Origin of the sequence: Amycolatopsis granulosa (assembly GCF_011758745.1) — a bacterium.
Classification (GTDB): domain Bacteria; phylum Actinomycetota; class Actinomycetes; order Mycobacteriales; family Pseudonocardiaceae; genus Amycolatopsis_E; species Amycolatopsis_E granulosa.
Genome location: NZ_JAANOV010000001.1, coordinates 1327019 through 1348550 on the forward strand (window position 1 = coordinate 1327019; position 21532 = coordinate 1348550).

The 21532-nt window shown below is 73.8% G+C and carries 21 protein-coding genes; 8 read left to right on the forward strand and 13 right to left on the reverse strand.

Features of this window, described 5'->3' with window-relative positions; all coding sequences use genetic code 11:
- Positions 1-167: 167 nt before the first annotated feature.
- Entirely contained in the window at positions 168-1073 is a 906-nt protein-coding gene (locus FHX45_RS06465; RefSeq protein WP_167097571.1) for a DivIVA domain-containing protein, read from the reverse strand.
- Positions 1074-1569: 496 nt separating this feature from the next.
- On the opposite strand from FHX45_RS06465, the gene FHX45_RS06470 reads away from it, so the two are divergent.
- The 5 genes from FHX45_RS06470 (at position 1570) to FHX45_RS06490 (ending at position 4924) form a co-directional block, all read left to right on the forward strand.
- Positions 1570-1923 carry a hypothetical protein gene (locus FHX45_RS06470; protein ID WP_167097573.1) on the forward strand — a complete coding sequence of 118 codons (354 nt, stop codon included), beginning with the start codon at positions 1570-1572 and terminating at the stop codon, positions 1921-1923.
- The gene (locus FHX45_RS06475) at positions 1920-3293 is read left to right on the forward strand and encodes a ferric reductase-like transmembrane domain-containing protein (protein ID WP_167097575.1); all 1374 of its coding nucleotides are present in this window, start codon (positions 1920-1922) and stop codon (positions 3291-3293) included. The genes FHX45_RS06470 and FHX45_RS06475 overlap by 4 nt, the downstream gene beginning before the upstream one ends.
- A gap of 4 nt (positions 3294-3297) precedes the next feature.
- Positions 3298-3732 carry an FMN-binding protein gene (locus tag FHX45_RS06480; RefSeq protein WP_167097577.1) on the forward strand — a complete coding sequence of 145 codons (435 nt, stop codon included), beginning with the start codon at positions 3298-3300 and terminating at the stop codon, positions 3730-3732.
- Positions 3729-4487, forward strand: a complete 759-nt coding sequence (locus tag FHX45_RS06485) for an FAD:protein FMN transferase (protein ID WP_341771375.1) — start codon at positions 3729-3731, stop codon at positions 4485-4487. Before FHX45_RS06480 ends, FHX45_RS06485 begins: the two co-directional genes overlap by 4 nt.
- Positions 4488-4621: 134 nt before the next feature.
- The gene (locus FHX45_RS06490; RefSeq protein WP_167097579.1) at positions 4622-4924 is read left to right on the forward strand and encodes an STAS domain-containing protein; all 303 of its coding nucleotides are present in this window, start codon (positions 4622-4624) and stop codon (positions 4922-4924) included.
- A 62-nt stretch (positions 4925-4986) separates the two neighbouring features.
- On the opposite strand, the gene FHX45_RS06495 is transcribed toward FHX45_RS06490, so the two are convergent.
- The 7 genes from FHX45_RS06495 to FHX45_RS06525 form a co-directional block, all read right to left on the reverse strand.
- A complete protein-coding gene (locus FHX45_RS06495; protein WP_167097581.1) occupies positions 4987-5142 on the reverse strand; it encodes a DUF6131 family protein in 156 nt (51 codons plus the stop codon).
- A 175-nt stretch (positions 5143-5317) separates the two neighbouring features.
- Complete coding sequence (locus FHX45_RS06500; protein ID WP_167097583.1) at positions 5318-6913, reverse strand: gamma-glutamyltransferase; 1596 nt, start codon at positions 6911-6913, stop codon at positions 5318-5320.
- Positions 6913-8247, reverse strand: coding sequence for an MFS transporter (locus tag FHX45_RS06505; protein ID WP_167097585.1), 1335 nt, complete (start codon positions 8245-8247; stop codon positions 6913-6915). The genes FHX45_RS06500 and FHX45_RS06505 overlap by 1 nt, the downstream gene beginning before the upstream one ends.
- A gap of 36 nt (positions 8248-8283) precedes the next feature.
- Positions 8284-9393 (reverse strand): NAD(P)/FAD-dependent oxidoreductase, encoded by a 1110-nt coding sequence (locus FHX45_RS06510; RefSeq protein ID WP_167097587.1) that lies wholly within the window; start codon positions 9391-9393, stop codon positions 8284-8286.
- Complete coding sequence (locus FHX45_RS06515) at positions 9390-10421, reverse strand: Gfo/Idh/MocA family protein (RefSeq protein ID WP_167097589.1); 1032 nt, start codon at positions 10419-10421, stop codon at positions 9390-9392. The genes FHX45_RS06510 and FHX45_RS06515 overlap by 4 nt, the downstream gene beginning before the upstream one ends.
- Entirely contained in the window at positions 10418-12046 is a 1629-nt protein-coding gene (locus FHX45_RS06520) for a hydantoinase B/oxoprolinase family protein (RefSeq protein WP_208405826.1), read from the reverse strand. Before FHX45_RS06520 ends, FHX45_RS06515 begins: the two co-directional genes overlap by 4 nt.
- Positions 12047-12081: 35 nt before the next feature.
- On the reverse strand, positions 12082-14145 hold the full coding sequence (locus FHX45_RS06525; RefSeq protein ID WP_167097593.1) for a hydantoinase/oxoprolinase family protein: 2064 nt from the start codon (positions 14143-14145) through the stop codon (positions 12082-12084).
- A gap of 117 nt (positions 14146-14262) precedes the next feature.
- On the opposite strand from FHX45_RS06525, the gene FHX45_RS06530 reads away from it, so the two are divergent.
- Positions 14263-15324 carry a substrate-binding domain-containing protein gene (locus tag FHX45_RS06530; protein WP_167097595.1) on the forward strand — a complete coding sequence of 354 codons (1062 nt, stop codon included), beginning with the start codon at positions 14263-14265 and terminating at the stop codon, positions 15322-15324.
- Between the two features lie 4 nt (positions 15325-15328).
- On the opposite strand, the gene FHX45_RS28350 is transcribed toward FHX45_RS06530, so the two are convergent.
- Positions 15329-15460 carry a hypothetical protein gene (locus FHX45_RS28350; RefSeq protein ID WP_279588847.1) on the reverse strand — a complete coding sequence of 44 codons (132 nt, stop codon included), beginning with the start codon at positions 15458-15460 and terminating at the stop codon, positions 15329-15331.
- 249 nt (positions 15461-15709) lie between these two features.
- Here FHX45_RS28350 and FHX45_RS06535 point away from each other — a divergent pair, with 249 nt between their 5' ends.
- Both FHX45_RS06535 and infA read left to right on the forward strand, forming a co-directional pair.
- A complete protein-coding gene (locus FHX45_RS06535) occupies positions 15710-16510 on the forward strand; it encodes a GNAT family N-acetyltransferase (RefSeq protein WP_167097597.1) in 801 nt (266 codons plus the stop codon).
- Positions 16500-16721, forward strand: coding sequence for a translation initiation factor IF-1 (infA, locus tag FHX45_RS06540; protein ID WP_167097599.1), 222 nt, complete (start codon positions 16500-16502; stop codon positions 16719-16721). Before FHX45_RS06535 ends, infA begins: the two co-directional genes overlap by 11 nt.
- Positions 16722-16811: 90 nt before the next feature.
- On the opposite strand, the gene FHX45_RS06545 is transcribed toward infA, so the two are convergent.
- Genes FHX45_RS06545 through FHX45_RS06560 form a run of 4 tightly spaced genes read right to left on the reverse strand, consistent with a single transcriptional unit; the run spans position 16812 to position 21415 of the window.
- On the reverse strand, positions 16812-18416 hold the full coding sequence (locus tag FHX45_RS06545) for a protein kinase domain-containing protein (protein WP_167097601.1): 1605 nt from the start codon (positions 18414-18416) through the stop codon (positions 16812-16814).
- Between the two features lie 9 nt (positions 18417-18425).
- Complete coding sequence (locus FHX45_RS06550) at positions 18426-19022, reverse strand: CPBP family intramembrane glutamic endopeptidase (RefSeq protein WP_341771376.1); 597 nt, start codon at positions 19020-19022, stop codon at positions 18426-18428.
- On the reverse strand, positions 19019-19909 hold the full coding sequence (locus FHX45_RS06555) for an NAD(P)H-binding protein (RefSeq protein ID WP_167097603.1): 891 nt from the start codon (positions 19907-19909) through the stop codon (positions 19019-19021). Before FHX45_RS06555 ends, FHX45_RS06550 begins: the two co-directional genes overlap by 4 nt.
- Before the next feature lie 45 nt (positions 19910-19954).
- On the reverse strand, positions 19955-21415 hold the full coding sequence (locus FHX45_RS06560) for an aldehyde dehydrogenase (protein WP_167097605.1): 1461 nt from the start codon (positions 21413-21415) through the stop codon (positions 19955-19957).
- Positions 21416-21532 lie beyond the last annotated feature (117 nt).

A 21532-nucleotide genomic window follows, 5' to 3' on the forward strand; every position in this document is an offset into this window, starting at 1 on the left:
GCCGGTACTCCTGCCCCCGGCCCGGAACGGGCCGGCGTCGATGCCGAGAACGACCCCGGCTGACCCCCGGGTCCGATTCCTCTCGACACTGGGAACGCTACACCCTCCCGGGCCGGTCAGCGCCGTCCTGACCAGCATTTTTTCCGCAGGAGGCGGTGGGGTGCCGGTCAGGCGTCGGCCGCTGCGGCCTGCTCCCGCTGCGCCCGGCGCCGGGCCTTCGCCGCCAGCATCGCCGGGCTGATCTTGCCCGTCTCGGCCGGCTTGCGCGGCTCGGCGACCACCGGCGCCTCCGGGTCGCTCTCCTCCTCCGGCACGACCGCCGCGTCTGCTTCCGCTTCCTCGGCGATCTCGGGCTCAGCGGCTTCGGGCTCGACGGCCGCGGCGGGGGCGTCGTCCTCCGCCGCGGACTCCGCGGGCTCCTCGTCCACTTCGTCCACTTCGGACCCGGCCGCGTCCTCGTCCACCTCGTCCACCTCGGACTCCACGGACTCCACGGACTCCACGGACTCCACCGACTCCACGGAAGCGCCGAGGATCTCCTCGATCCGCACTTCGACCGCCGGGATGGCGGCGGCTTCGTCCGTCGCGCTGCCGATGATCTCCCCGATGCGCTGCAACTGGTCGAGGACCTCCTGGCGGGTGCCGCGCAGCCGCTCGACCTCCTCCTCGGCCGCCCGGATCATCGCGCGGACCTGCTCCTCCGCGCGCCGGGTCACGTCCTCGCACCGGCGGCGAGCCTGCTCGGCCTGGTCCTCGTAGGCCTTGCGGGTCTCCGCGGCGTCCCGTTCGGCCTGATCGCGGATCTCCCGCGCCTCGATCTCGGCCTGCGCGATGATGCGCTCCACGCGTGCGCCGATGTTGCCGGAGCCGATGACCTGCAGGGGCACCGACAGGTCACCGCCCATTTCGGACAGCCGCCGCTCCTTCTCCTCCAGCTCGCTCGCCAGGTGACCGGCCCGGGCACGCAGCCGGCGGATGTAGGCGTCGACCTCCCGGCGGTCGTAACCCCGCAGAGCCCCGGAGAACCGGACCTCGCGCTCGGCCAGGATGTCATTGCCACCGCTGTTGACCATGCCCCGAGTCTCGACCGCGCCACCGGCGCCCGCAAACGGCAACTCCCCGTTCGGCTGAAGATCAGCGGCGGCCGAGCACCTGCCAGACCCCGCGACGGGCCAGCGCACGGTAGCCGTCCGGCACCTCGTCCCCTCCGGCCACCATCGCCGCGCGGACGGATGACACGGAGGGGCTCCGTCAGGTGACCGCGGGCGCGCGGGGCGTCACCAGGACGGGTGATATAGCGGAGGACGGCCGATCGCCCGATCGAGCCGGGACCCCCGAGGTCGTCCGCCCCTGTCGCGCGGGGGCGGATCGGAGGACAGTGGACACCAGGTCTCGTCATTGCCCGGGCAGCGACGCCGGCCAGGCCCCCGGTGGTTCAATCCGTGTGCCCCGGGGGCCGCCCCGCCCCGGGCGTGACGGGCAGGCGGACGCATAGCTTTCACACAGGTTGTTCCGGGGCCGGTCTCAGCCTCCGCGGTCACCATCGTGGTGCCCGGACAGGAGGCTCCCGTGCCAGACAACGAAGATCGACACAGCGGCTCACGGTGGGAACCGGCCACCCCGCCGCCGCCTGCCGAGCCGGCGAGCAGCGCAGCCCCACCCCCGCCCGGCGCACCCCGGCGGACCATCGGGCTCGGTGTCGCGCCCGCCGTCGCCGTGGCCGTGCTCGCCGTCGGCGGCGCGGGCGGCTTCGCCGTCGGCCGCGCCACCGCCGGCCCCGGCGGCACCACGAACCCCGGCTCCGGTCACTTCGGCCGGGCCCCGCGAGGCTACGGCCAGCCGCCGCCGGGCTTCGGCGACCGCGGCCGGAACGGCCAGGGCAGCCAGAACGCACCGGGCGGGGCAAACGGGACGAACACGTGACCACCCTCGCCGCACTCCCCCGCGGGCGCGCCCGGTTCGACAGCGGGGTGCGGCTGGCCGCCGGCTCGGCGCTGTGGCTGGCCCTGCTGCTGGTCGCCTACTGGTGGGCGGCCGGCGGCGGAATCCGCGATCTCCCCGGCTGGGTGAGCGGCCTGAACTCCGCCGGCCGGCTCACCGGGCTGCTGTCGGCGGTCCTGCTGCTGGCCCAGGTGCTGCTGATGGCACGCGTCCCGCTGCTGGAACGCGCCTTCGGGCAGGACCGGCTGGCCCGGACGCACCGGCTCACCGGGTTCACCTCGTTCGACCTGATGCTCGCCCACCTCGTGCTGATCACCTGGGGGTATGCGGCCGGCGCCGTCACCGCGGTGCCCGCCACGTTCTGGGACCTCGTCACGCGGTACCCGGGAATGCTGCTGGCGCTGGCCGGGACCGTCGCACTGGTGATGGTCGTGGTGACGAGCATCCGGGCCGCTCGCCGCCGCCTCCGCTACGAGTCCTGGCACCTGCTGCACCTCTACGCCTACCTCGGCGTCGGGCTCGCGTTGCCGCACCAGCTGTGGACCGGGCAGGAGTTCACCGCCTCGACGGCCCGGACCGTCTTCTGGTGGACGACGTGGGCGGCCGCCGCCGCGGCGGTGCTGGTGTGGCGGGTCGGCGTGCCGGTGACGCGGAACCTGCGGCACCGGCTGCGGGTCACGTCCGTGGTCGGCGAGGGCGACGGCGTGTACTCGGTGTACCTGACCGGCCGGCACCTCGACCGGCTCCCGGCGGAGGCCGGGCAGTTCTTCGGCTGGCGGTTCCTGCGGCGGGACGGGTGGACGCGCGGCAACCCGTACTCGCTGTCCGCGGCGCCGGACCGGCACAGCCTGCGCATCACGGTCCGGGCCACCGGCGACAACAGCGCGCAGATCGCCGCGCTGCGTCCCGGGACGCCGGCCCTGTTCGAGGGCCCATTCGGCAGGCTGACCGGACGGGCGCGGCAGAGCCGCAAGGTCGCGCTCATCGGCGCCGGGGTCGGCATCACGCCGCTGCGCGCCCTCGCCGAGGGACTGGACTACGCACCGGGGGAAGCCGTGGTGCTGCACCGGTTCCGCGAGCGGCCGCTGTTCGACCGGGAGTTCCGGGTCCTCGCCGCGGAACGCGGGCTGCGGCTGGTGTGGCTGCCCGGTCACCGCCGTGCACCCGGGTCGTGGCTCGGCGACGGGATCCCGGCCGACGACGTCACGGGGCTGCGGCACTGGGTGCCCGACATCGCCGAACGCGACGTGTACGTGTGCGGCCCCGGCCCGTGGGCCGCCGCGGTGCGCCGCGCCGCCCTGGCCGCCGGCGTGCCCGCCGAGCGGCTGCACACCGAGAACTTCGCGTGGTGACCGCATGAAAGGCATCAGCCTGTGGGTCCTCAGCACGATCACCGTCCTGGTCCTGTTGTTCGGCTACCACACCTCCACGTCGAGTTCGATGGCGAGTGGTCCCGGCGTCGTGGCGACGCCGGTGCCGACGCCCGCGCCGGGCACCGGCACCCCGGCGGCCGGCGGCTCGACGGTGACCGGCCCGGTCGCGCCGACGCGGTGGGGCCCGGTGCAGGTCCAGCTGACCGTCCAGAACGGAAAGATCAGCAACGTCCAGGTGGTGCAGTACCCGAACGGCAACTCGCGCGACCGCGAGATCAACGACTACGCGCTGCCCGTCCTGGTGCAGGACACGCTCAACGCGCAGAGCGCCGACATCGACATGGTCAGCGGAGCCACCGTCACCAGCGAGGGCTACCTCCAGTCGCTGCAGGGCGCGCTCGACAAGGCGGGCCGGTGATCCCCGCCCGGTACGTCGAGCACGTGATGGGCATGCCGATCAGCCTCGCGCTGCGCGGCCGGCACACGCGGGACGCCGCGGCGCGGGACGCGTGGGCGGCGGTGATCGCGGAGCTGCGCGCCGTCGACGCGGTGTTCAGCACCTACCGGCCGGAATCGGTCATCTCCCGGCTGGGCCGCGGCGAGATCGGCGTGGCGGACTGCCCGCCGGAGGTGGCGGAGGTGCTGGCGCTGGGCGAACGGGCGGAGCGCGAGTCGGGCGGGGCCTTCGCGATCCGGCGTCCGGGGCTGGACCCGAGCGGCGTGGTGAAGGGCTGGGCGGCCGAGCGCGCCGCGGAGCACCTGCGTGCGCTGCCGGCGACCGACTTCTGCCTGTCCGCCGGGGGTGACATCGTGTGCCGCACCCTCGACCCGGGCGGCCCGCCGTGGCGGATCGGCATCGAGAACCCGGCCGATCCGAGCCGCGTGCTCGCGGTGGTGCCGGTGTGCACCGGCGGGGTCGCCACCTCCGGCACCGTCCACCGCGGCGCGCACCTGGTGGACGGCCGCACCGGGCGGCCGCCGGTGGACGTGGCCTCGGTGACCGTGGTGGCCGAATCGCTGACCTGGGCCGACATCGACGCCACCGCGGCGTTCGCGCTCGGCCCCGCGGCGGCCGGCTGGCTCGCCACCCGCCCCGGGCGGCGGGGCCTGGTGGTGTGGGCGACGGGGGCGACCACGGTCATCGGCGGACGGCCCACCGCGCTGCCCCGCTGACCGACGGGGGCACCACAGCTGGTTCCCGGGCTGCCCCGCCTGCCGCACGCCTCGTCCCTGGATCGGGTGAATCGGTGCCGAAACAGCTCCCCGGCGGTTGAACCCTGTTCAGACTATCGCGGGAGGTGGGCCGCATGACGGAGCGGGCGGAGGTCGACATCCGGACGGCGGTACTCGACGACGAGGTGGTGCAGCTGCAGGTGGCCGGCGACGTGGATCTGCTCACCGTGCCGTGCCTGGCGCGGGCGCTGGCGGCGGCCGCGCGGCTGTCTCCGCGCCGGGTGGAGGTGGACCTGTCCGCAGTGGACTTCCTGTCCGTGTCCGGCGCGGCCGAGCTGGCCCTGGCGGCCGTGCGGATGCCGGTGCAGGTGCGGCCGGCGAGCCGCGCCTCCCGCGCCACCCTCACCGCGACGGGACTGGACCACCTGCTCGGCTGAACCGGTGCGCACACGGAAGTGCCGGCCCCCGCGCGGGGAGCCGGCACTCGTGTCGCGCCGGATCAGTACCAGTGCGCCCTGCCGCCGACCTTGCGGCCGGTGGAGCCGAGAATCGCCAGTACCGCACCCACGACCAGAAGCACGATTCCGATCGTCCAGATGATGTTGATACTGGTCAGCAGACCGACGATGAGCAAGATGACGCCGAGAACGATCATGGCAACTCTTTCTGTCGGCAGGACGGGCCGCGCCGCCGGTCCTGTTCCGATGGGGACTGCGCAGCGATACCCGGATGGGTGATCTCGCAAACCCCGGACTCCGTCGAACCGGGCAGAAGTTGCTTCGTCGCGACCATCACGTTGCGCCACGTAGACCATCGGGGGTCTGAACCGGTCAGTAACCCTCCGCGGCCCCGTTGCGGCGCGGATCCGCACAGGACCGCAGCACGTCACCGGTCAGCGTGATGCCCTCGAAGTTGCCGGTCAGCGAGTGCCACGGGCCGAGATCACGCAGCCACAGCCCGCGCTCGGCGCAGCGGCGGCGGAACTCCCGGTCGACCTCCGGCGCGAACCCGTGTTCGAGCGTCACTCCCGGCAACCACCCGGACGCCGGTTCGTGCGGCCGCACCCCGAAGCGCGGCGCGACCACCGACTCCTCGATGGACAGACCGAAATCGACCAGGTTCACCAGGTTCTGCAGCACGCAGGCGACCAGCGACACCGACGGCGACCCGGACGCGATCACCGGCACCCCGTCGCGCAGCACCAGGTTGGGTGCCAGGTAGACGGTGGCCCGCTCCCCCGGCCACGGCATCCCGCGCTGGAAGAACGACCCGCCGCCGGACAGCTGGAAGCCCTCGGCGAACAGGCCGTTCATCCAGGGCGAGGCCATGTGCGAGTGGGTGACCGAGGCGATGTTGCGGTGCTCGTCCACGACGGTGACGTGGATCGTGCCGGGGACCGGCACCGCGGCTGCCGCCGGGCGCGCACCGTGCCGTTCCAGGCGCGCCAGCCGCCGGGCCGCGTAGTCCTTCGACAGCAGGGTTTCCACGTCCGTGGCGGCCGTGCGCGGCGGGGCGTGGTAGACCTCCTGGTGCACGGCGGTCAGCGCCTCCAGCGTCGACACCGAGGACCACGCCGGGCCCCAGGACGGCAGATCGGTCAGCTCCAGCACGTTCAGCGCCTCGATGAGCTGGCACCCGCCGTCGTCCGGCGGTGCCGACGTGACGATCTCCACATCCCGGTAGGTGCCACGCAGCGGCGCGTGCCAGCGGGCGGTGTAGGCGGCGAAGTCGCCGGGCGTGATGACCCCGCCCCCGCGCCGGCACTCCGCGCTGAACGCGCGCGCGAAGTCGCCGAGGTAGTAGTCCAGATCCTCGTCCCGCAACCGCTCCAGCGTGCGCGCCACCCGCTCCTGCCGCAGCGTCTGCCCGGGCGCGACGAGGCTGCCGCCGGGCAGGAACGCCTCGCGGGCCTGCTCGTGGCACCCGAGTTCGGCCCGGTGCGCGTACATCTCGCCGAACAGGTACGGGTTCACCGCGAACCCGTCGCGCGCCAGGGCGATCCCGTCCCGCAGCAGCCGGGACCGGGACAGCCTTCCGAACCGCTCGTGCGCGGCCCGGAAGGCCGGCCACCACCCGGGGACCGGCACGCCCCGCCCGGTGGTCAGGTCGGCGCCGGTGAACCCGGGCAGCGGCGCGAGCGGCGCGGCGACGTTGCCGTTGAGGTAACTCGCCGCGCCGGTCCCGGCGTCCCAGTACAGCATCTCCAGCCCGCCGGTCAGCGCCGTCATGTGCGGCTCGACCACCAGCTGGGTCGCGGCCGCCGCGAGCGCGGCGTCCGCGGCGGTGCCGCCGTCGCGGAGCACGTCGAGCCCGGCCCGCACCGCCAGCGGGTGCGAGGTCACCACCATCCCGTGGCGGGACGACACCGGCTCCTTGCGGCCGTAGGCGGCGCTGCGGGCGAGCTCACCGGCCACCGCGGCGTCCATCAGGACTCCGCCAGCGACCGGTGGCGCTGCTCGTCGACCGCGCCCGGCATCGCGAACAGGGCCACCAGGATCGACACGGCGCAGATCGCGGACATGTACCAGCCGAACGCGGCGTTGGTGCCGGTGAGGTCGAACAGCCACACCGCGATCAGGCCGGCGGTGGAGCCCAGCGCCGTGGTGCCGATGTTGTAGTTCAGTGCGGACGCGCTCGCCCGCACCTCGGCCGGGAAGCTCATCACGTAGGCGGTGGTGAGCGGCGCGCCGACGAAGTTGTTGATGAAGGTGAACGCGACCACCGCGACCACCGCCAGCCACAGCGACCCGGACCCGATCGCCAGGAACGTCGGCACCGTCAGCAGGACGAACAGGCCGTAGCCGACGACGAGCGGGATGCGGGCGCCGTACCGGTCGGCGAGCCTGCCGCCCCAGATCGCGGGCACCGGGCCGATCGCGTAGGTCAGCAGCGACGCCAGCAGCGCGTTGTTCTCGGCGAACCCGGCCTTGACCATCGCGGTCACGAAGTACGCCTGGATCACGAACGACCCCACCCGCTGGCCGGCGCCGAGACCGATCGCGCGCAGCATCGCGCCCCAGTGCTCGCGCACCGCGGTGCGGAACGGCTTCTGCTTGACCTTGCTCGCCTCGGCCAGCTCGGCCATCTCCTTGAACTGCGGGGTCTCCTCGACGTGCCGGCGGATGTAGATGCCGATCAGCGCCATCGGGATCGCCAGCAGGAACGGGATCCGCCAGCCCCAGTTGTTGAACGCGGCCGCCGGCATCGCCGAGATCACCAGGTAGGCCACCAGGGTCGCGAGCAGCGGACCGACCGAAGTGGACGCCACGGACAGCCCGGCCAGGTAGTTGCGCCGGTTGCCGCGCTCGTGCTCGAAGATGAAGTTCGCCGCCGTGGTGTACTCCACGCTCGCCCCGATGCCCTGCAGGACCCGGCAGAACAGCAGGATCACCGGCGCCGCGATGCCCACGGCCGCGTAGGTCGGCAGCACGCCGATGCCCGCGGTGCCGACGTTCATCACCGCGATCGTCAGCAGCAGCACGAACCGGCGGCCCTTCAGGTCGGCCAGCGGCCCGAGGAAGATCGCGGCCAGCGGCCGCAGCGCGTAGGACAGCACCACCCCGGCGTAGGTGGACAGCAGCGCTGCCGTCGCGTCTCCGGCCGGGAAGAACTGACGGGAGATGATCACGGCCAGCGTGCCGTACAGGCCGAAGTCGTAGTACTCGACGACGTTGCCGAGCATCGCGGACAGGATCACCTTGCGCCGTGAGCGCAGGTCCGCACCGGTCGCCACGCTGCGCCGGATGTCTTGGTCGGTCACGGTTCTCCTCGGTGGGTCACGGTTCTCTCGGGGGGTTCAGGGCCGGAAGCGGTCCGGCCGGAAGGGCGCGAGCATCGGGTGCGGTTCGCCGGTGCGGATCTCACCGGCCAGGAGCTCCCCGGCGATCAGGCCGAGTGTGGCGCCGGAGTGGGTGAAGGCGACGAAACAGCCCGGCACGGTGGGCAGCTCACCGAACACCGGCTCGCCGTCGCCGGGTACCGGCTTGCGTCCGAGCTTCCAGGACGCCGCGGTCAGCGTGACCTCACCGTCGAGCAGGGCGGACGCCTCGGCGACGAGCTCCTTGACCACCGTCTCGTCGATCGTGCACGTCCCGTCGGCGGCCTCGGTGATGCGGTCCTCGTACCAGTGGTGGTCCAGCGCGAACGTGCCGCCGGGATTCGGCCGCACCGCCACCCGCGGGGTGTTCAGCACCGCGCTCATCGCGGTCTCCGCCGGTTCGGTGAGCACGAGCATCGACAGCGGCGAGGCGTCCGGAATGGACACTCCCAGCTCCGCGACCACCGCGGGGGTGGCCGCGCCGCAGGCGACCACCACCGCCTCGGCGTCGAACCGCCGGCCGCCGGTGGTGGTCACGCCGGTGACCGCGCCCGCGGCGGTGGTGACGCTCGCGCGCCCCGCACCGGTGACGATCCGCCCGCCCAGCGCGGTGAACTCGGCCGCCAGGTGGTCGATCAGGTGCGGCAGCGAAACCCAGCCCTCGCCCGGGTTGCGCACCGCCACCTCCGGCACGGCGGCCGGGTGCAGCCCCGGGACGGCCGCGGCGGCCTCGGCGGGAGCGAGCAGCCGGGAGTGGTAGGCGTGCGCGACCTCGCCTCGGTGCCGCTCCTCGGTCACCGCGCGGTCGGGGTGCCAGTAGAGGGCGCCGTCGAAGCGGAGCCACTCCCGCGCGGGATCGGCGGCGAACAGCGTGCGGTAGCGGTCGATCCCGGCCACCCGCAGCGCGTGGTAGGCCGCGGACCGGCGGCCGGCGGAGTTGAGCCACGACAGCGACCGGCCGGACGCGCCGTCGGCCAGTTCACCGGCGGTCACCAGGACCACCGTCGCGCCGTCGCGCTGCAGGTGCGTGGCCGTGGAGACGCCGAGAACGCCCCCGCCCACCACCACGACGTGCTTGGCTGCGGTCATCGGGAAAGATCCCCCTTCCGGGCGTGTGCCCGCTCGATGATGCGCAGGACGTCCACCGCGTCCCGCGGGTCGACCGGGAGCTCGCCGCCGCCGTCGAGCGCGCCGGCGAGCAGCCGGTAGAACTGGCCGTAGTCCCCCGGGTCCGGCTCGACGCGCCGCGTGTGGCCGCGCACGCCGAGCGTGCCCCAGTTCTCGCGCGGCTCCCGGCCGAAGCCGTCGTCGCCGGGCCGGGCGCCGCCCTGGAGCGCGTCCTCCTGCGGGTCCAGGCCCCACTTCGTGTACCCAGCCGTGCTGCCGAGCACGTGGAACCGGGGCCCGGGCAGCGCGGCGACCCCGGACATGAACAGCCGGGAACGCGTGCCGCCGGTGTGGGTCAGCAGCACGAACGAGTCGTCGTCGCCGGCGCCCGCACCGCGGCGGGCGAGGTCGGCGTGCACCGACTCGACCGGGCCGAACAGCAGGCGGGCCTGGTCGATCAGGTGGGTGCCCAGGTCGAACAGGATCCCGCCGCCGTCGGCGATCCCCGCCCGCGCCTTCCAGTCCCGCGGCCCCTGAGGTTTCCACCACTCGAACCGGGACTCGAAGGTGTGCACCGAACCGAGCTCGCCGTGCTCGACCAGCCGCCGCAGCGTCCGGAAGTCGCCGTCCCAGCGCCGGTTCTGGAACACGGTCAGCACCCGCCCCACCCGGCTGGCGTGTTCGATCAGGGCCTCGCCCTGTGCGCTGGTGGTGGTGAACGGCTTGTCCACCACCACGTGCAGGCCGTGGTCCAGCGCGGTGGCCGCGAGACCGGCGTGTGTCGCCGGCGGGGTGCCGATCACCACCAGGTCGATCTCGCCCGCCCTGGCGAACACCTCATCCGGTCCGGACAGGACAGTCGCGTGTGGATAGCGTGCCGTGGCCTGTGCCGCCCGGTCCGGGTTGCCCGTCACGACGAAATCGAGCGAGTAGGCGTCGTCGGCGGCGAGGAAGGGCGCGTGGAAGATCCGCCCGGAGACGCCGAACCCGATGACCGCGGTGCGGATCACGGCTCCACCCCGTACACCGCGCGCGCCCGGTCGGCGGAGATCCGGCCCTCGGCCACGTCCCGGCGCACCCGCCCGGGATCGCGTTCGGACGGCGGACCGTAGCCGCCGGCACCGGCGGTGTGGATGGACACCCGGTCCCCGGGCTGCAGCCGGGTGTAGCCGTGCTCGACCGGTTGCGCACCTTCGGACAGCTCGACCCCGGCACTCGCGCCCGGCCCGCCGCCGAAGAGCCCCCACGGCCGCGACTTCTGCCGCGAGGTGTCCAGCCAGAAGTGCACGTCGTGCTCCTCGACCCGGACCGTGCGCCGGATGCCCATGCCGCCGCGGGTGCGGCCGTCCCCGCCGGAGCCGTCGATGAGCGCGTACTCCTCGACCACCAGCGGGTACTCGGTCTCCAGCGCCTCGACCGGCAGGTTGCTGGTGTTGGTCATGTGCACCTGCACGCCGTCCATCCCGTCCTGGCCCAGCCGGGCGCCGCAGCCGCCGCCGATGGTCTCCAGGTAGACGAAGTAGCGGCCGGTGCGGCTGTCTACACCGGAGAAGTGCACCCCGGTGTTGGCGCCGTTGCTCGCCGCGGTCACCGTCTCCGGCACGGCCGCGGCGAGCGCGCCGTGGATCAGGTCGACCACCCGCTGGCAGGTCTCGCTGCGGCCGTTGACCGCGGCGGGCTCGACGCAGTTGAGCACCGACCCGCGCGGCGCGGTGATGGTGACCGGCCGGTGCAGCCCGGCGTTGGCCACGATGCCGGGATCCACCAGCGTCTTGAGCGAGTAGTAGACCGCCGCGTACAGCGCGGTCCACACGACGTTGACGCTGGCGCGGACCTGCTCGGGCGCGGTGAAGTCGAAGGCGACCTCGTCGCCGCGCACGGTCACGGTGACGCCGAGGTCGAGCTCCTCGTCCAGCTCCGGGCAGTCGAACCGGTCGGTGAAGGTGTAGGTGCCGTCCGGCACCTTCGCGATCGCCGCCCGGGTGCGCCGCTCGGTGTAGTCCAGCAGCGCCCCGGCCGCCGCGACGAGCGTGTCCCGGCCGTACCGCTCGGCGAGCTCGGTGTACCGGGCGACCGCCAGCCGGTTCGCCGCGATCTGCGCCCGCAGGTCGGCGCGGCGCTCGTGCGGCACCTGGCAGTTGAGCAGGATGAGCTCGAACAGGTCGGTCTGCAGCTCACCACGGCGCATCAGCCGCACCGGCGGGATGCGCAGCCCCTCCTGGAAGATGTGCGCGTGGCCGCGGTCGCCGAAGTCGGCGTGGTGGGCCAGGTTCGCCACCCACGCGGTGATCTCGCCGCCGGTGAACACCGGGGAGACCAGCACGATGTCCGGCAGGTGCGAGCCGCCACCGGTGAACGGGTCGTTGCCGATGAACGCGTCGCCCTCGTCGATCGCGCCGGCCGGGTAGCGGCGGGTGATCTCGTCGACGATGCCCATCAGCGAGCCCAGGTGCAGCGGCGAGCCGCCCTCGTCCTGGGCGAGCATCCGGCCACTCGCGTCGAACAGCGACGCGGTGCAGTCGCGCCGTTCCTTGATGTTGGTCGAGTAGGCGGCGCGCACCAGCGTCTCGCCCATCTCCTCCACGATGGACGACAGCGCGGAGCCGATCACCTCGACCAGCACGGGATCCTGCATGCTCTTCCTTTCCGGGGTCTTCCTCTCCGGGCGGGTCATCGGCCGACCGTCACGACGAGGTTGCGCAGCTCGTCGACGACGGCGACGTCGCCGGGGAGCAGCAGCGTGGTGGTGTCCATCTGCTCGACGACCGCCGGGCCGGCGATCCGGTGGCCCGGTTCCAGCAGCCTGCGGTCGTACACCGGGCAGTCGGTGAACCCACCGCTTTCGGGCAGGTAGACCTCCCGGCGGGCACGCACGGCGGCGCTCGCGTCCGGGTCGCCCGGCACGGTCCGGTGCAGCTCCGCGCGGGCGACCTCGCCTACGGCCCGCAGCCGGAACGTGACGACCTGCACCTCCTCCTCGGCCGAGGAATACCCGTACATCCGCTCGTGCTCGGCGGCGAACCGCTTGATCAGCTGGCCGATGGTGTCCGCGGTGATCCCGCCCTCGGGCACCGGCACCGGCAGCTCGTGGTTCTGACCGGCGTAGCGCATCTCCGCGAACCGCTCGGTGCGGCGGCGCTCGGCGGGGATGTTCTCCTCGGCCAGCCAGGCGCCGGCCGCCGCCGCCAGTTCGCCGAACACCCCGGCCACCGCGTCCACGGTATCCACTGTGTCCGGATCAAGACGGCAGATGCGGGTGCGCAGGAAGTCGGCCCGGATGTCGGTCATCAGCAGGCCGGCGGCGCACTGCGCACCCGGGGTCTCGGGTACCAGGACGGTGCGCATGCCGAGTTCGCGGGCCAGCCGCACCGCGTGCAGCGGACCGGCGCCGCCGAAGGGCACCAGCACGTAGTCGCGCGGGTCGTAGCCGCGTTGCACCGAGATCACCCGGATCGCCCTGGCCATGTTCGCGGTGACGACCCGGATGATCCCCTGCGCCGCGTCCAGCACGTCCATACCCAGCGGACCGGCCACAGTGGACACCGCGGCGCGGGCCGCACCGGCGTCGATCCTCATCTGCCCGTCCAGCAGGTACTCCGGGTTGAGGATGCGCAGCACGACGTTGGCGTCGGTGACGGTCGGCTCGGTGCCGCGGCCGTAACACGCCGGACCGGGGTCGGCGCCGGCACTTCCCGGACCGACCTTGAGCGCACCACCCGCGTCGATCCACGCGATCGAGCCGCCGCCGGCGCCGACGGTGTGGATGTCGAGCATCGGCGCACGCACCGGCCTGCCGTCGATCTCCGTTCCGCTGGCCGCCTTCGGCACGCCGTCGCGCACCAGCGACACGTCCGAGGACGTCCCGCCCACGTCGAAGGTGATGATGTCCGGATATCCGGCGGCGCGGGCGATCCCGGCCGCGCCGACCACCCCGGTGCTGGGCCCGGAGAGCACCATCCGGGAGGGCATCCGCTCGGCGGTCTCGAACGGGATGATGCCGCCGTTGGACTGGGTGACGTGCGGGGTCGCACGCAGCCCGAGCTCGCTCAGCCGGGTGCGCAGCCGGGCCAGGTAGCGGGCCACCACCGGGCCGAGGTAGGCGTTTACAACCACTGTGGACAGCCGCTCGTACTCGCGGAACTCGGGCAGCACGGCGGAGGACACCGACACGTGCACGCCCGGCAGCTCCTCGGCGAGGATCCGCTCGGCCACCCGCTCGTGCCCGGGCTCGGCGAAGCTGTAGAGGAAACAGACCGCGACCGCTTCCACCCGCTGCTCGCGCAGCCGCCGGGCGAGCGCGCGCACCTGGTCCTCGTCGAGCGCCCGCTCGATCCGGCCGTCGTGCCGGACCCGCTCGTCCACCTCCAACCGCAGGTCGCGCGGCACCAGCGGAGCCGGCTTGGCGGCCTGCAGGTCGTACAGCGACGGCCGCCGGCCGCGGCCGAGTTCCAGCAGATCGCGGAACCCGGCGGTGGTCAGCAGGCCGGTGCGCGCGCCGCGCCCGGTGAGCAGCGCGTTCGTGCCGACCGTGGTGCCGTGGGCGAAGTAGCCGACCTCGCCGAGGTCGCGCCCGCCGATCTCGTCGAGCAGCTGCGACACCCCCGTCACGATCGCCCGGCCCGGGTCGTCCGGTGTGCTGGGCACCTTGCGCACGTACAGGCGCCCGGTCTGCTCGTCGAGGGCGCAGACGTCGGTGAACGTGCCACCGGTGTCGACGCCGATCCGAAGTGTCATGTGCGTGGGCCTCGCTTGGGTGAGAACCTTCTCAGTACCTGTTGGGTGAGAACCTTCTCAGGCGGTAGTAGCATCAGTCAAGACGTTCCGCGCAAGCAATGCTGGGGAGGCGCGCAGGTGACCACGCATGGAGCCTCGCTGATCGACGTGGCGCGGGTGGCCGGGGTGTCGACGGCGACGGCCGGCCGCGCGCTCGGCGGGTACGGCCAGGTCAGCGAGCGGACCCGGGAACGCGTGCTGGCCGCGGCCGCCGAGCTGGGCTACCGCCCCAACGGGCTGGCACGCAGCATGGTGACCGGCAGTACGCACACCATCGGCGTGGTGGTGACCGACGTGGCGAACCCGTTCTTCGCCACCGCGCTGCGCGGGATCACCGACGTGACCTCCCCGGCCGGGTTCGAGGTGCTGCTGGCCAACACCGGCGGCGTGCTGGCGGCCGAGCAGCGGGCGGTCGCGGTGATGTCGGAGAAACGGGTGGACGGCGTGATCGTCGCGGCCGCCCAGCCCGGCGAGGGCACGCACCTCAAGCACGCGATGGACGCCGGGGTGCCGGTGGTGCTCATCGACCGGCAGGTCAGTGGCGTGCCCGGGGCGGACAGCATCACCGTGGACAACGACCACGCGGCCGCGGAGGCCGTGGCCCACCTGCTCGAACTGGGGCACCGGCGGATCGGCGTGATCACCGAGGCCGGTGACCAGCTGTCCCGCGTGGCCACCGGCAACCGCCGGCGCGGCCTGTTCCCGAGCGCGGTGCGGCTGCGCGGCTACGTGGGCGCGCTGACCTCGGCGGGCCTGCCGGTGGAGGAGTCCCTGGTCGCGTCGGCCCGCTACGACCGCGAATCCGCCTACGACGCGATGGTCCGCCTGCTGGGCCTGGCGGACCCGCCGACGGCCGTGCTGTGCACCGACAACGTGCTCGCGTCGGGCGCCTACCGCGCGGCGCAGGACCGCGGCCTGCGGATGCCGGAGGAGCTGTCGCTGATCGGGTTCGACGACGAGCCGTGGACCACGCTGGTACGGCCCGAGCTGACGATCGTCGAGCAGCCCACCTACGACCTGGGCGCCCGGGCCGGGCGGCAGCTGCTGGACCGCATCACCGCCGGGGACGTGCCCCGGCGGCCGCAGCACGTCCAGCTCCGGGCCAAACTGGTCGCCCGGGGCTCCACCGTGCCCAGGTAGGCGCTCAGGCCTCCTCGCCCGGCCCGCTCGGCGTGCGGTCCTCCGGCAGGGAGCTGTCCTCCTCACCGAGACCCTCGTCCTGCTCGGTGGCGGGGCGGGCCTCCTCGTCGAGTTCCTGCCGTTGCGGATCGGTCATCGGCACACACCTCCATCCCTCCCGCGGCATACCCAATCCGGCTCGGCGCACGCCCGCGGGCCCCTCAGGAAAACTGGGTGACGGGAGCACGCCGCGCCGCTAGGGTTCCGGGGACCGTGACCCGATGCCAGGAGGTGAGACCCGTGAACGCTGTTTCGATGTGGGTGCTCCCCTCGTCGTCACGGTCGGGCGACTGACGTAGGGGTTGCCGGGAGCGCCGCGATCAGGCACTCCCGAAAGGTGACCACTATGGACACTTCGCGTTTCACCCCGGGCGATCCGGCGGTGGAGATCACCCGCATCGGGCCGGGGGCGTGGCACGCGCTGGACGACGGCCGGATCGCCGGCCGCGGCGAGGCCACCACACGGCCCGACGGCCGGGTCTTCCTCAGCGTCGACGCCTGGCACCGGCCCGTCTTCGACCGGCTCGCCCGGGCGATGCTGGCGGCACTGCCGGAACCGCTCCACACCGTGGTCGACGAAACCGACCACGAACTGCTGACCGCCTGGCGGCAGGCCGGTCTGCGGATCCGCCGGCGCGAGTGGCACTACCTCGTGCCCACCGATCCCGGCATCACCGGGCCGGCCGCGCCACCCCCGGGCGTCACGATCGTGCCGGCCGGGTCCGCGGAGGACGACCCGTTGCGGGAGCTGGACCGCGTCGTCCGCGGCGAGGTCGAGGCCACCGTGGGCTGGCCGGCGATGCCGGCCGAGGTGGTGCCGCGGCCGGGCGGCGACACCGTCGGGGACCCGGCGAAGTACGCGGTGGCGGCCGAGGACGGCGAGTACGGCGAGTACGTCGGCCTGGTCCGGGTGGTCCGGGTGACGCGCCTGCCGCGGATCGGGTTGATCGCCGTGCGCACCGCCCGGCAACGCCGGGGCATCGGCCGTGCGCTGCTGACCCACGCGCTGGGCGTCCTGCACCACGCGGGCATCGAAACGGCGTCGGCCGAGGTGAACGAGGCGAACGCGGCGGCGACGGCGCTGTTCGAGAGCATCGGCGCCCGGCGGGCGGACAGCACCGTGGAGCTGGTGCGCCATGGCCGGTAAGGGCGGTATCGAGGTGGAGGGAACCGTGGTCGAGTGCCTGCGCGACGCCCGGTTCACGGTCGAGCTGGCCAACGGGCACCAGGTGCTCGCCCACGTCAGCGGCAAGATCAGGAGGAACTTCATCAAGATCCTGCCGTACGACCGGGTCCTGGTGGAGCTGAGCCCGTACGACCTTGGCCGGGGCCGGATCCTGTTCCGGTACCGGAGCTAGGACCGCGGGCCAGGAGGCCGGGCGACCCCTGGCAGGGCGTGGCCGCGGCCGGCCGTTTCCGGGAGAACGGCGGCCGCGTGCCCGGTCGGCTCAGCCCCGGTCGCCGTGCCCGTGGCCGTGACCGTGGCCCCGGCCGGAGCGGCCGTCCTTGGTGTCCTTGCCGTCCCCGTTGCCGTCCCCGCCGGTGCCGCCGTTGTGGTCACCGCCCGGCTTGGTGTTCGCGACCGTCGGCGTCGGCGACGGTGGCGTGCTCGTCGTGCTGGACAGCGCGGTGTCGCTGTCGATGAGCGGCGCCGGCGACGCGGGGACGAGACCCAGCCGGTGCGGCTCGGTCACCACCCGGCCGTCGGCGAGGGTGCGGGCGATGGTGACCGTGACGGTGTCGGCCGCGACGACCGCGGGCGCCGTGGTGACCGTCACGCCGGTGACCCCCGCCCAGTACGCGCGGTAGGAGTCCAGCCCCTGCGCCTGCAGGTGCGGGCCGAGGTGCGTCCAGGCGGCCTCCGGCCGGTCCGGCAGCAGGGCGTAGTACTCGCTGACCACCCCGGTCAGCGACGCCGCGTCCAGCGCCGGGGCGGGTGCGGGCGGCCGGGCCGGTGCCGGTTTCCCGGGGGTGAGCTGCGTGACCAGCACCACCACCGCCGCCAGCGCGACCACGACGGCCGCCAGCGGCAGCAGGAACCGGCGCGTCCGCCGAGGCGTCCCCGCCACCGGCGCCGTGTCCAGCCGGGTCCCCGCCGGTGCCGTGTTCCCGGCCGGCACGGACGGCTCGACCGGCTGGACCGGCACCGTGGGCGCGGACGGCGTGACGACCGGTTGCGTGCGCGCGCGGGCCGGGTTGAGCGCGCGGGGCGGCACCGGCTGCCCCTCGGCGACCGCCTGGAGCGCGGTCCCCACCTGGACCGTGCCCGGCCGCCGGGCGGGATCGGGCCGCAGCATGGCCACCAGCACCGGGGCCAGCGGGCCGGCCAGTTCCGGCGGCGCCACCTCGCCCGCCGCCACCCGGTGCAACAACGCGATGGAGTTCTCGTCCTCGCCGAACGGGGGCACGCCCTCAACCGCCGCGTACAGGGTCGCGCCGAGGGAGAACACGTCGGAGTCCGGTGTCGGCTCCGCTCCCCTGGCGATCTCCGGCGCGAGGTAGGCGGGAGTTCCGGCGACCACACCGGCCTGGGTGAGCGCGACGTCGCCGGTCGCGCGGGAGATGCCGAAGTCGGCGATCTTGGTGGTGCCGTCCGCACCGACGAGCAGGTTGCCGGGCTTGACGTCGCGGTGGACGATGCCCGCGGCGTGCGCGGCCGCCAGTGCCGACGCGGCCTGCATCCCGATCCGCGCGACCGCCTCGGGGGCGAGCGGCCCCTGCTCGGCGACGACGGCCGCGAGGCTGCGGGAGGGCAGGTACTCCATCACCAGCACCGGCAGGCCGTCGTGCTCGGCGACGTCGTGCACGGTCACCGCGTGCGGGTGCCGCAGGCGCGCGGCGATCCGCCCCTCGCGCAGAATGCGGGCGCGGGCCTCGGCGCCCTGCGCCGGCCCGGGCCACAGCTGCTTGACCGCGACCGGCCGTTCCAGCCGTTCGTCGAGCGCGAGCCAGACCACGCCCATCGCGCCCGCCCCCAGGCGGCTGCGCAGCCGGTACCTCCCGGCGAGCAGCCGGCCGGCGCCGTCCACGGCCAGCCCATCCGTAGTCGTCACCGGAACAGGTTACGGATCCGGCTCCCGCGGAACGAGGGTGGGCAGGCGCCACACCATCAGCGCCGACCACACCAGGTGCGTCAGCAGCGGTGCCCGGACGCCGCCGCTCGCGTGCCGCTGCCAGGCGAACAACGCGCCCATCACGGCCGACGCCGCCACCAGCGCGGGGTTGCGGGTGGCGGCGGTGACCAGGACGTAGAGGGCGGTCGATCCGGCGGGCCCGACGGTCTGCTGGACGGCGCCGCGGAAGAAGACCTCCTCGCCCACGCCGTTGGCGAGCGTGGTCAGCAGGACCGCGCCCCGGTGTCCCGCCGTGGCGTAGCCGAGGACGCCCCGCAGGGCGCGGCGCAGGGCGCGGCGCAGCGGCGGGACGCGGTGGGCGAGTGCCACGCCCGCGCGGAACACCGCGAACGCCCCGAGGCCCGTCGCGACCGGAGCCAGCACCGGGCCTCCCGGGTCCGGGGGCCGGGTCAGCCCGCCGGCGATCCAGATGGCCGCGGTGGCACCGGTCGCGGCGAAGAACTGCGGCGACCCCGGCTCGCGCGAAAGCGACCAGCCCAGCATCCCGGCGCCGGACGCGGCCGTCAGCCCCAGCGCCGGCTTCACCTCGAGACCCGTTCGGCCGCCCGCTCGCGCAACGCGGCGGTCACCGCGGCGTCGAACCCCATCGGTTCGAACGGCACGACCTTCCGCAGGCTGTGGTCGCGGACCACCACCTCGTTGATCATGGAGTCGACGAGCGACCGCCCGGTGGCGGCGTCGACGTCGGTCACCAGCGACAGCCACCACGACGACAACCGCGGTGACAGCAGCGGCACCGGCACGATCAGCCGGTGCCTGCTCTCGATGCGGGCGACGCGGCGCAGCATGTCGCCGTAGGCGAGGACGTCCGCGCCGCCCGCCTCGAACACCCGCCCCGGCGGCACGTCCAGCAGCGCGACCAGGTAACGGACCAGGTCGGGCAGCGCGATCGGCTGTGTGCGCGTGTGCACCCACCGCGGCGCGACCATCGCGGGCAGGTGCTCCACCAGCTGCCGCGTGATCTCCCAGGAGATCCCGCCGTGCCCGATGACGATCCCGGCGCGCAGCACGGTGACCGGCACCCCGGCCTCGCCCAGCAGGCCCTCGACCTGACGGCGGCTGCGCAGGTGCGGCGAGAGGTCGTCGGCGTCGTCACCCAGTCCGCCGAGGTAGACGACCCGGGTCAGGCCGGCGCGGGCCGCGGCGGCGCCGAACGCCCGCGCCGCCTCGGCGTCCCGGCGCTCGAAGTCCGGCTCGCCCAGGGAGTGCACCAGGTAGTAGGCCGCGCCGGCACCATCGAGGGCCCGGTCGAGGGACCCGGCGTCGTGCACGTCGCCGTACACCGGCTCGCCCGCCCCGGCGTAGTCGTCCGGGTGGCGGGTCATCGCGGCCACCTCGTGCCCGGCGCCGGTGAGCGCGGGACACAGCCGCCGCCCGACGAACCCGGACGATCCCGCGACCAGAACCCGCATCGGGAAAACGGTAGCCGATGCGCAGGTGTGCCGCAGACCTGCCGCTCACCCCGCCCAGGGCAGCGGCGTGTCGTCCAGCCCCCAGTACACGCTCTTCTGCCGCAGGTACCCGAGGATCCCGTCCCGGCCCTTGTCCACCCCCAGCCCGCTCTCCTTCATCCCGGAGAACGGGGTCGAGATGCTGAACTGCTTGTAGGTGTTGATCCACACCGTGCCGGCCTGCACGCGCCGCGCCAGGCGCCAGGCCCGCCGGTAGTCCGCGGTCCAGATCCCGCAGGCCAGTCCGTACACGGTGTCGTTCGCTTGCCGGACCAGATCCTCCTCGTCCTCGTAGGGCAGCAGCACGCCCACCGGACCGAAGATCTCCTCCTGGCACGTCTTCGCCGAGTTCGGCAGGCCCTCCAGCAGCGTCGGCGGGTAGTAGGCACCGGCCGACGAGGGCACCACTCCCCCGCACAGCACCCGCGCCCCCTCTGCGCGCGCCCGGTCCACCAGGGACGCCACCCGGTCGCGATGGGCGACGGTCGCCAACGGGGCCACCTGGGTCTCCTCCGACGTGCCGGGGCCGACCCGCAACCGGGACGCGCCCGCCACGAGCAGGTCGCGGAACTCGGTGTAGCGGGATGCCGGCAGGAAGATGCGCGAGCCCGCGATGCAGCTCTGCCCGCTCGAGGAGAAGATGCCGAACAGGATTCCCGCCACGGCCTGGTCCACGGCGGCGTCCGGGCACACGATCGTCGGCGACTTGCCACCCAGCTCCATCGTCACCGGCATGATCTTCTCCGCCGCGATGCGCCCGATCGCCCGCCCGGTGGACGTGCCGCCGGTGAACGCGACCTTCCCGACCGCCGGGTGCCGCACGATGGCATCGCCGACCACCGGGCCGGGACCGGGCAGCACGGACAGCAGCTCGGCCGGCACGCCCGCCTCCAGCACCAGCCGGGCCAGCGCCAGGGACACCAGCGGCGTCGGCTCGGCCGGTTTGAGCAGCACGCCGTTCCCGGCGGCCAGCGCGGGCGCGATCTTCTGCGCATCGCTGGCGACCGGGGAGTTCCACGGCGTGATCGCGCCGACCACCCCGATCGGCTCGTACACCGACATGGTCAGCCACGGCCCGCGCTGCGGGGTCAGCGCGGTCTCCATCGTCTCCAGCGCCGCCGCGTAGAACCGGAACGTCCCGGCCGCGCTCGCCACCAGGGCCCTGGTCTCCCGCAGTGCTTTGCCGGTGTTGCGGGTCTGCAGCGCGGCGAGCGCCCCGGCGTCCCGCTCGATCAGCTCAGCCACCCGCACCAGCACCCGGGCACGTTCGTGCGGCAGCAATGCCCGCCACGCGGCCGCGGACGGGGATTGGGCCGCAGTGCGGGCCGCCTCGTCCACGTCGGCGGCGGAGGCGGCGTGCACCACCGCGAACCGCTCGCCGGTTGCCGGGTCCACGCACGCCAGGGGCGCACCACCGCCACGCCGCCACCGTCCGGCCACCAGGATCTCGTCCGCCGGCACTGTCATCGGGCCACCTCCACACTGTCCAGCCATCGGCAGAATAGCTTAGACCTAAGACGATCGCATTAATAAAACTTAGCTCTAAGGGTTGTCACCGTCCGGGAGGCGGTGCTACAAACAGAT

Coding starts and splice junctions, on each gene's coding strand:
- FHX45_RS06465 (WP_167097571.1), bottom strand. CDS start 1,073: ATGGTCAACAGCGGTGGCAATGACATCCTGGCCGAGCGCGAGGTCCGG.
- FHX45_RS06480 (WP_167097577.1), top strand. CDS start 3,298: ATGAAAGGCATCAGCCTGTGGGTCCTCAGCACGATCACCGTCCTGGTC.
- FHX45_RS06490 (WP_167097579.1), top strand. CDS start 4,622: ATGACGGAGCGGGCGGAGGTCGACATCCGGACGGCGGTACTCGACGAC.
- FHX45_RS06495 (WP_167097581.1), bottom strand. CDS start 5,142: ATGATCGTTCTCGGCGTCATCTTGCTCATCGTCGGTCTGCTGACCAGT.
- FHX45_RS06500 (WP_167097583.1), bottom strand. CDS start 6,913: ATGGACGCCGCGGTGGCCGGTGAGCTCGCCCGCAGCGCCGCCTACGGC.
- FHX45_RS06510 (WP_167097587.1), bottom strand. CDS start 9,393: ATGACCGCAGCCAAGCACGTCGTGGTGGTGGGCGGGGGCGTTCTCGGC.
- FHX45_RS06520 (WP_208405826.1), bottom strand. CDS start 12,046: ATGCAGGATCCCGTGCTGGTCGAGGTGATCGGCTCCGCGCTGTCGTCC.
- FHX45_RS06525 (WP_167097593.1), bottom strand. CDS start 14,145: ATGACACTTCGGATCGGCGTCGACACCGGTGGCACGTTCACCGACGTC.
- FHX45_RS28350 (WP_279588847.1), bottom strand. CDS start 15,460: ATGACCGATCCGCAACGGCAGGAACTCGACGAGGAGGCCCGCCCCGCC.
- FHX45_RS06535 (WP_167097597.1), top strand. CDS start 15,710: ATGGACACTTCGCGTTTCACCCCGGGCGATCCGGCGGTGGAGATCACC.
- infA (WP_167097599.1), top strand. CDS start 16,500: ATGGCCGGTAAGGGCGGTATCGAGGTGGAGGGAACCGTGGTCGAGTGC.
- FHX45_RS06555 (WP_167097603.1), bottom strand. CDS start 19,909: ATGCGGGTTCTGGTCGCGGGATCGTCCGGGTTCGTCGGGCGGCGGCTG.
- FHX45_RS06560 (WP_167097605.1), bottom strand. CDS start 21,415: ATGACAGTGCCGGCGGACGAGATCCTGGTGGCCGGACGGTGGCGGCGT.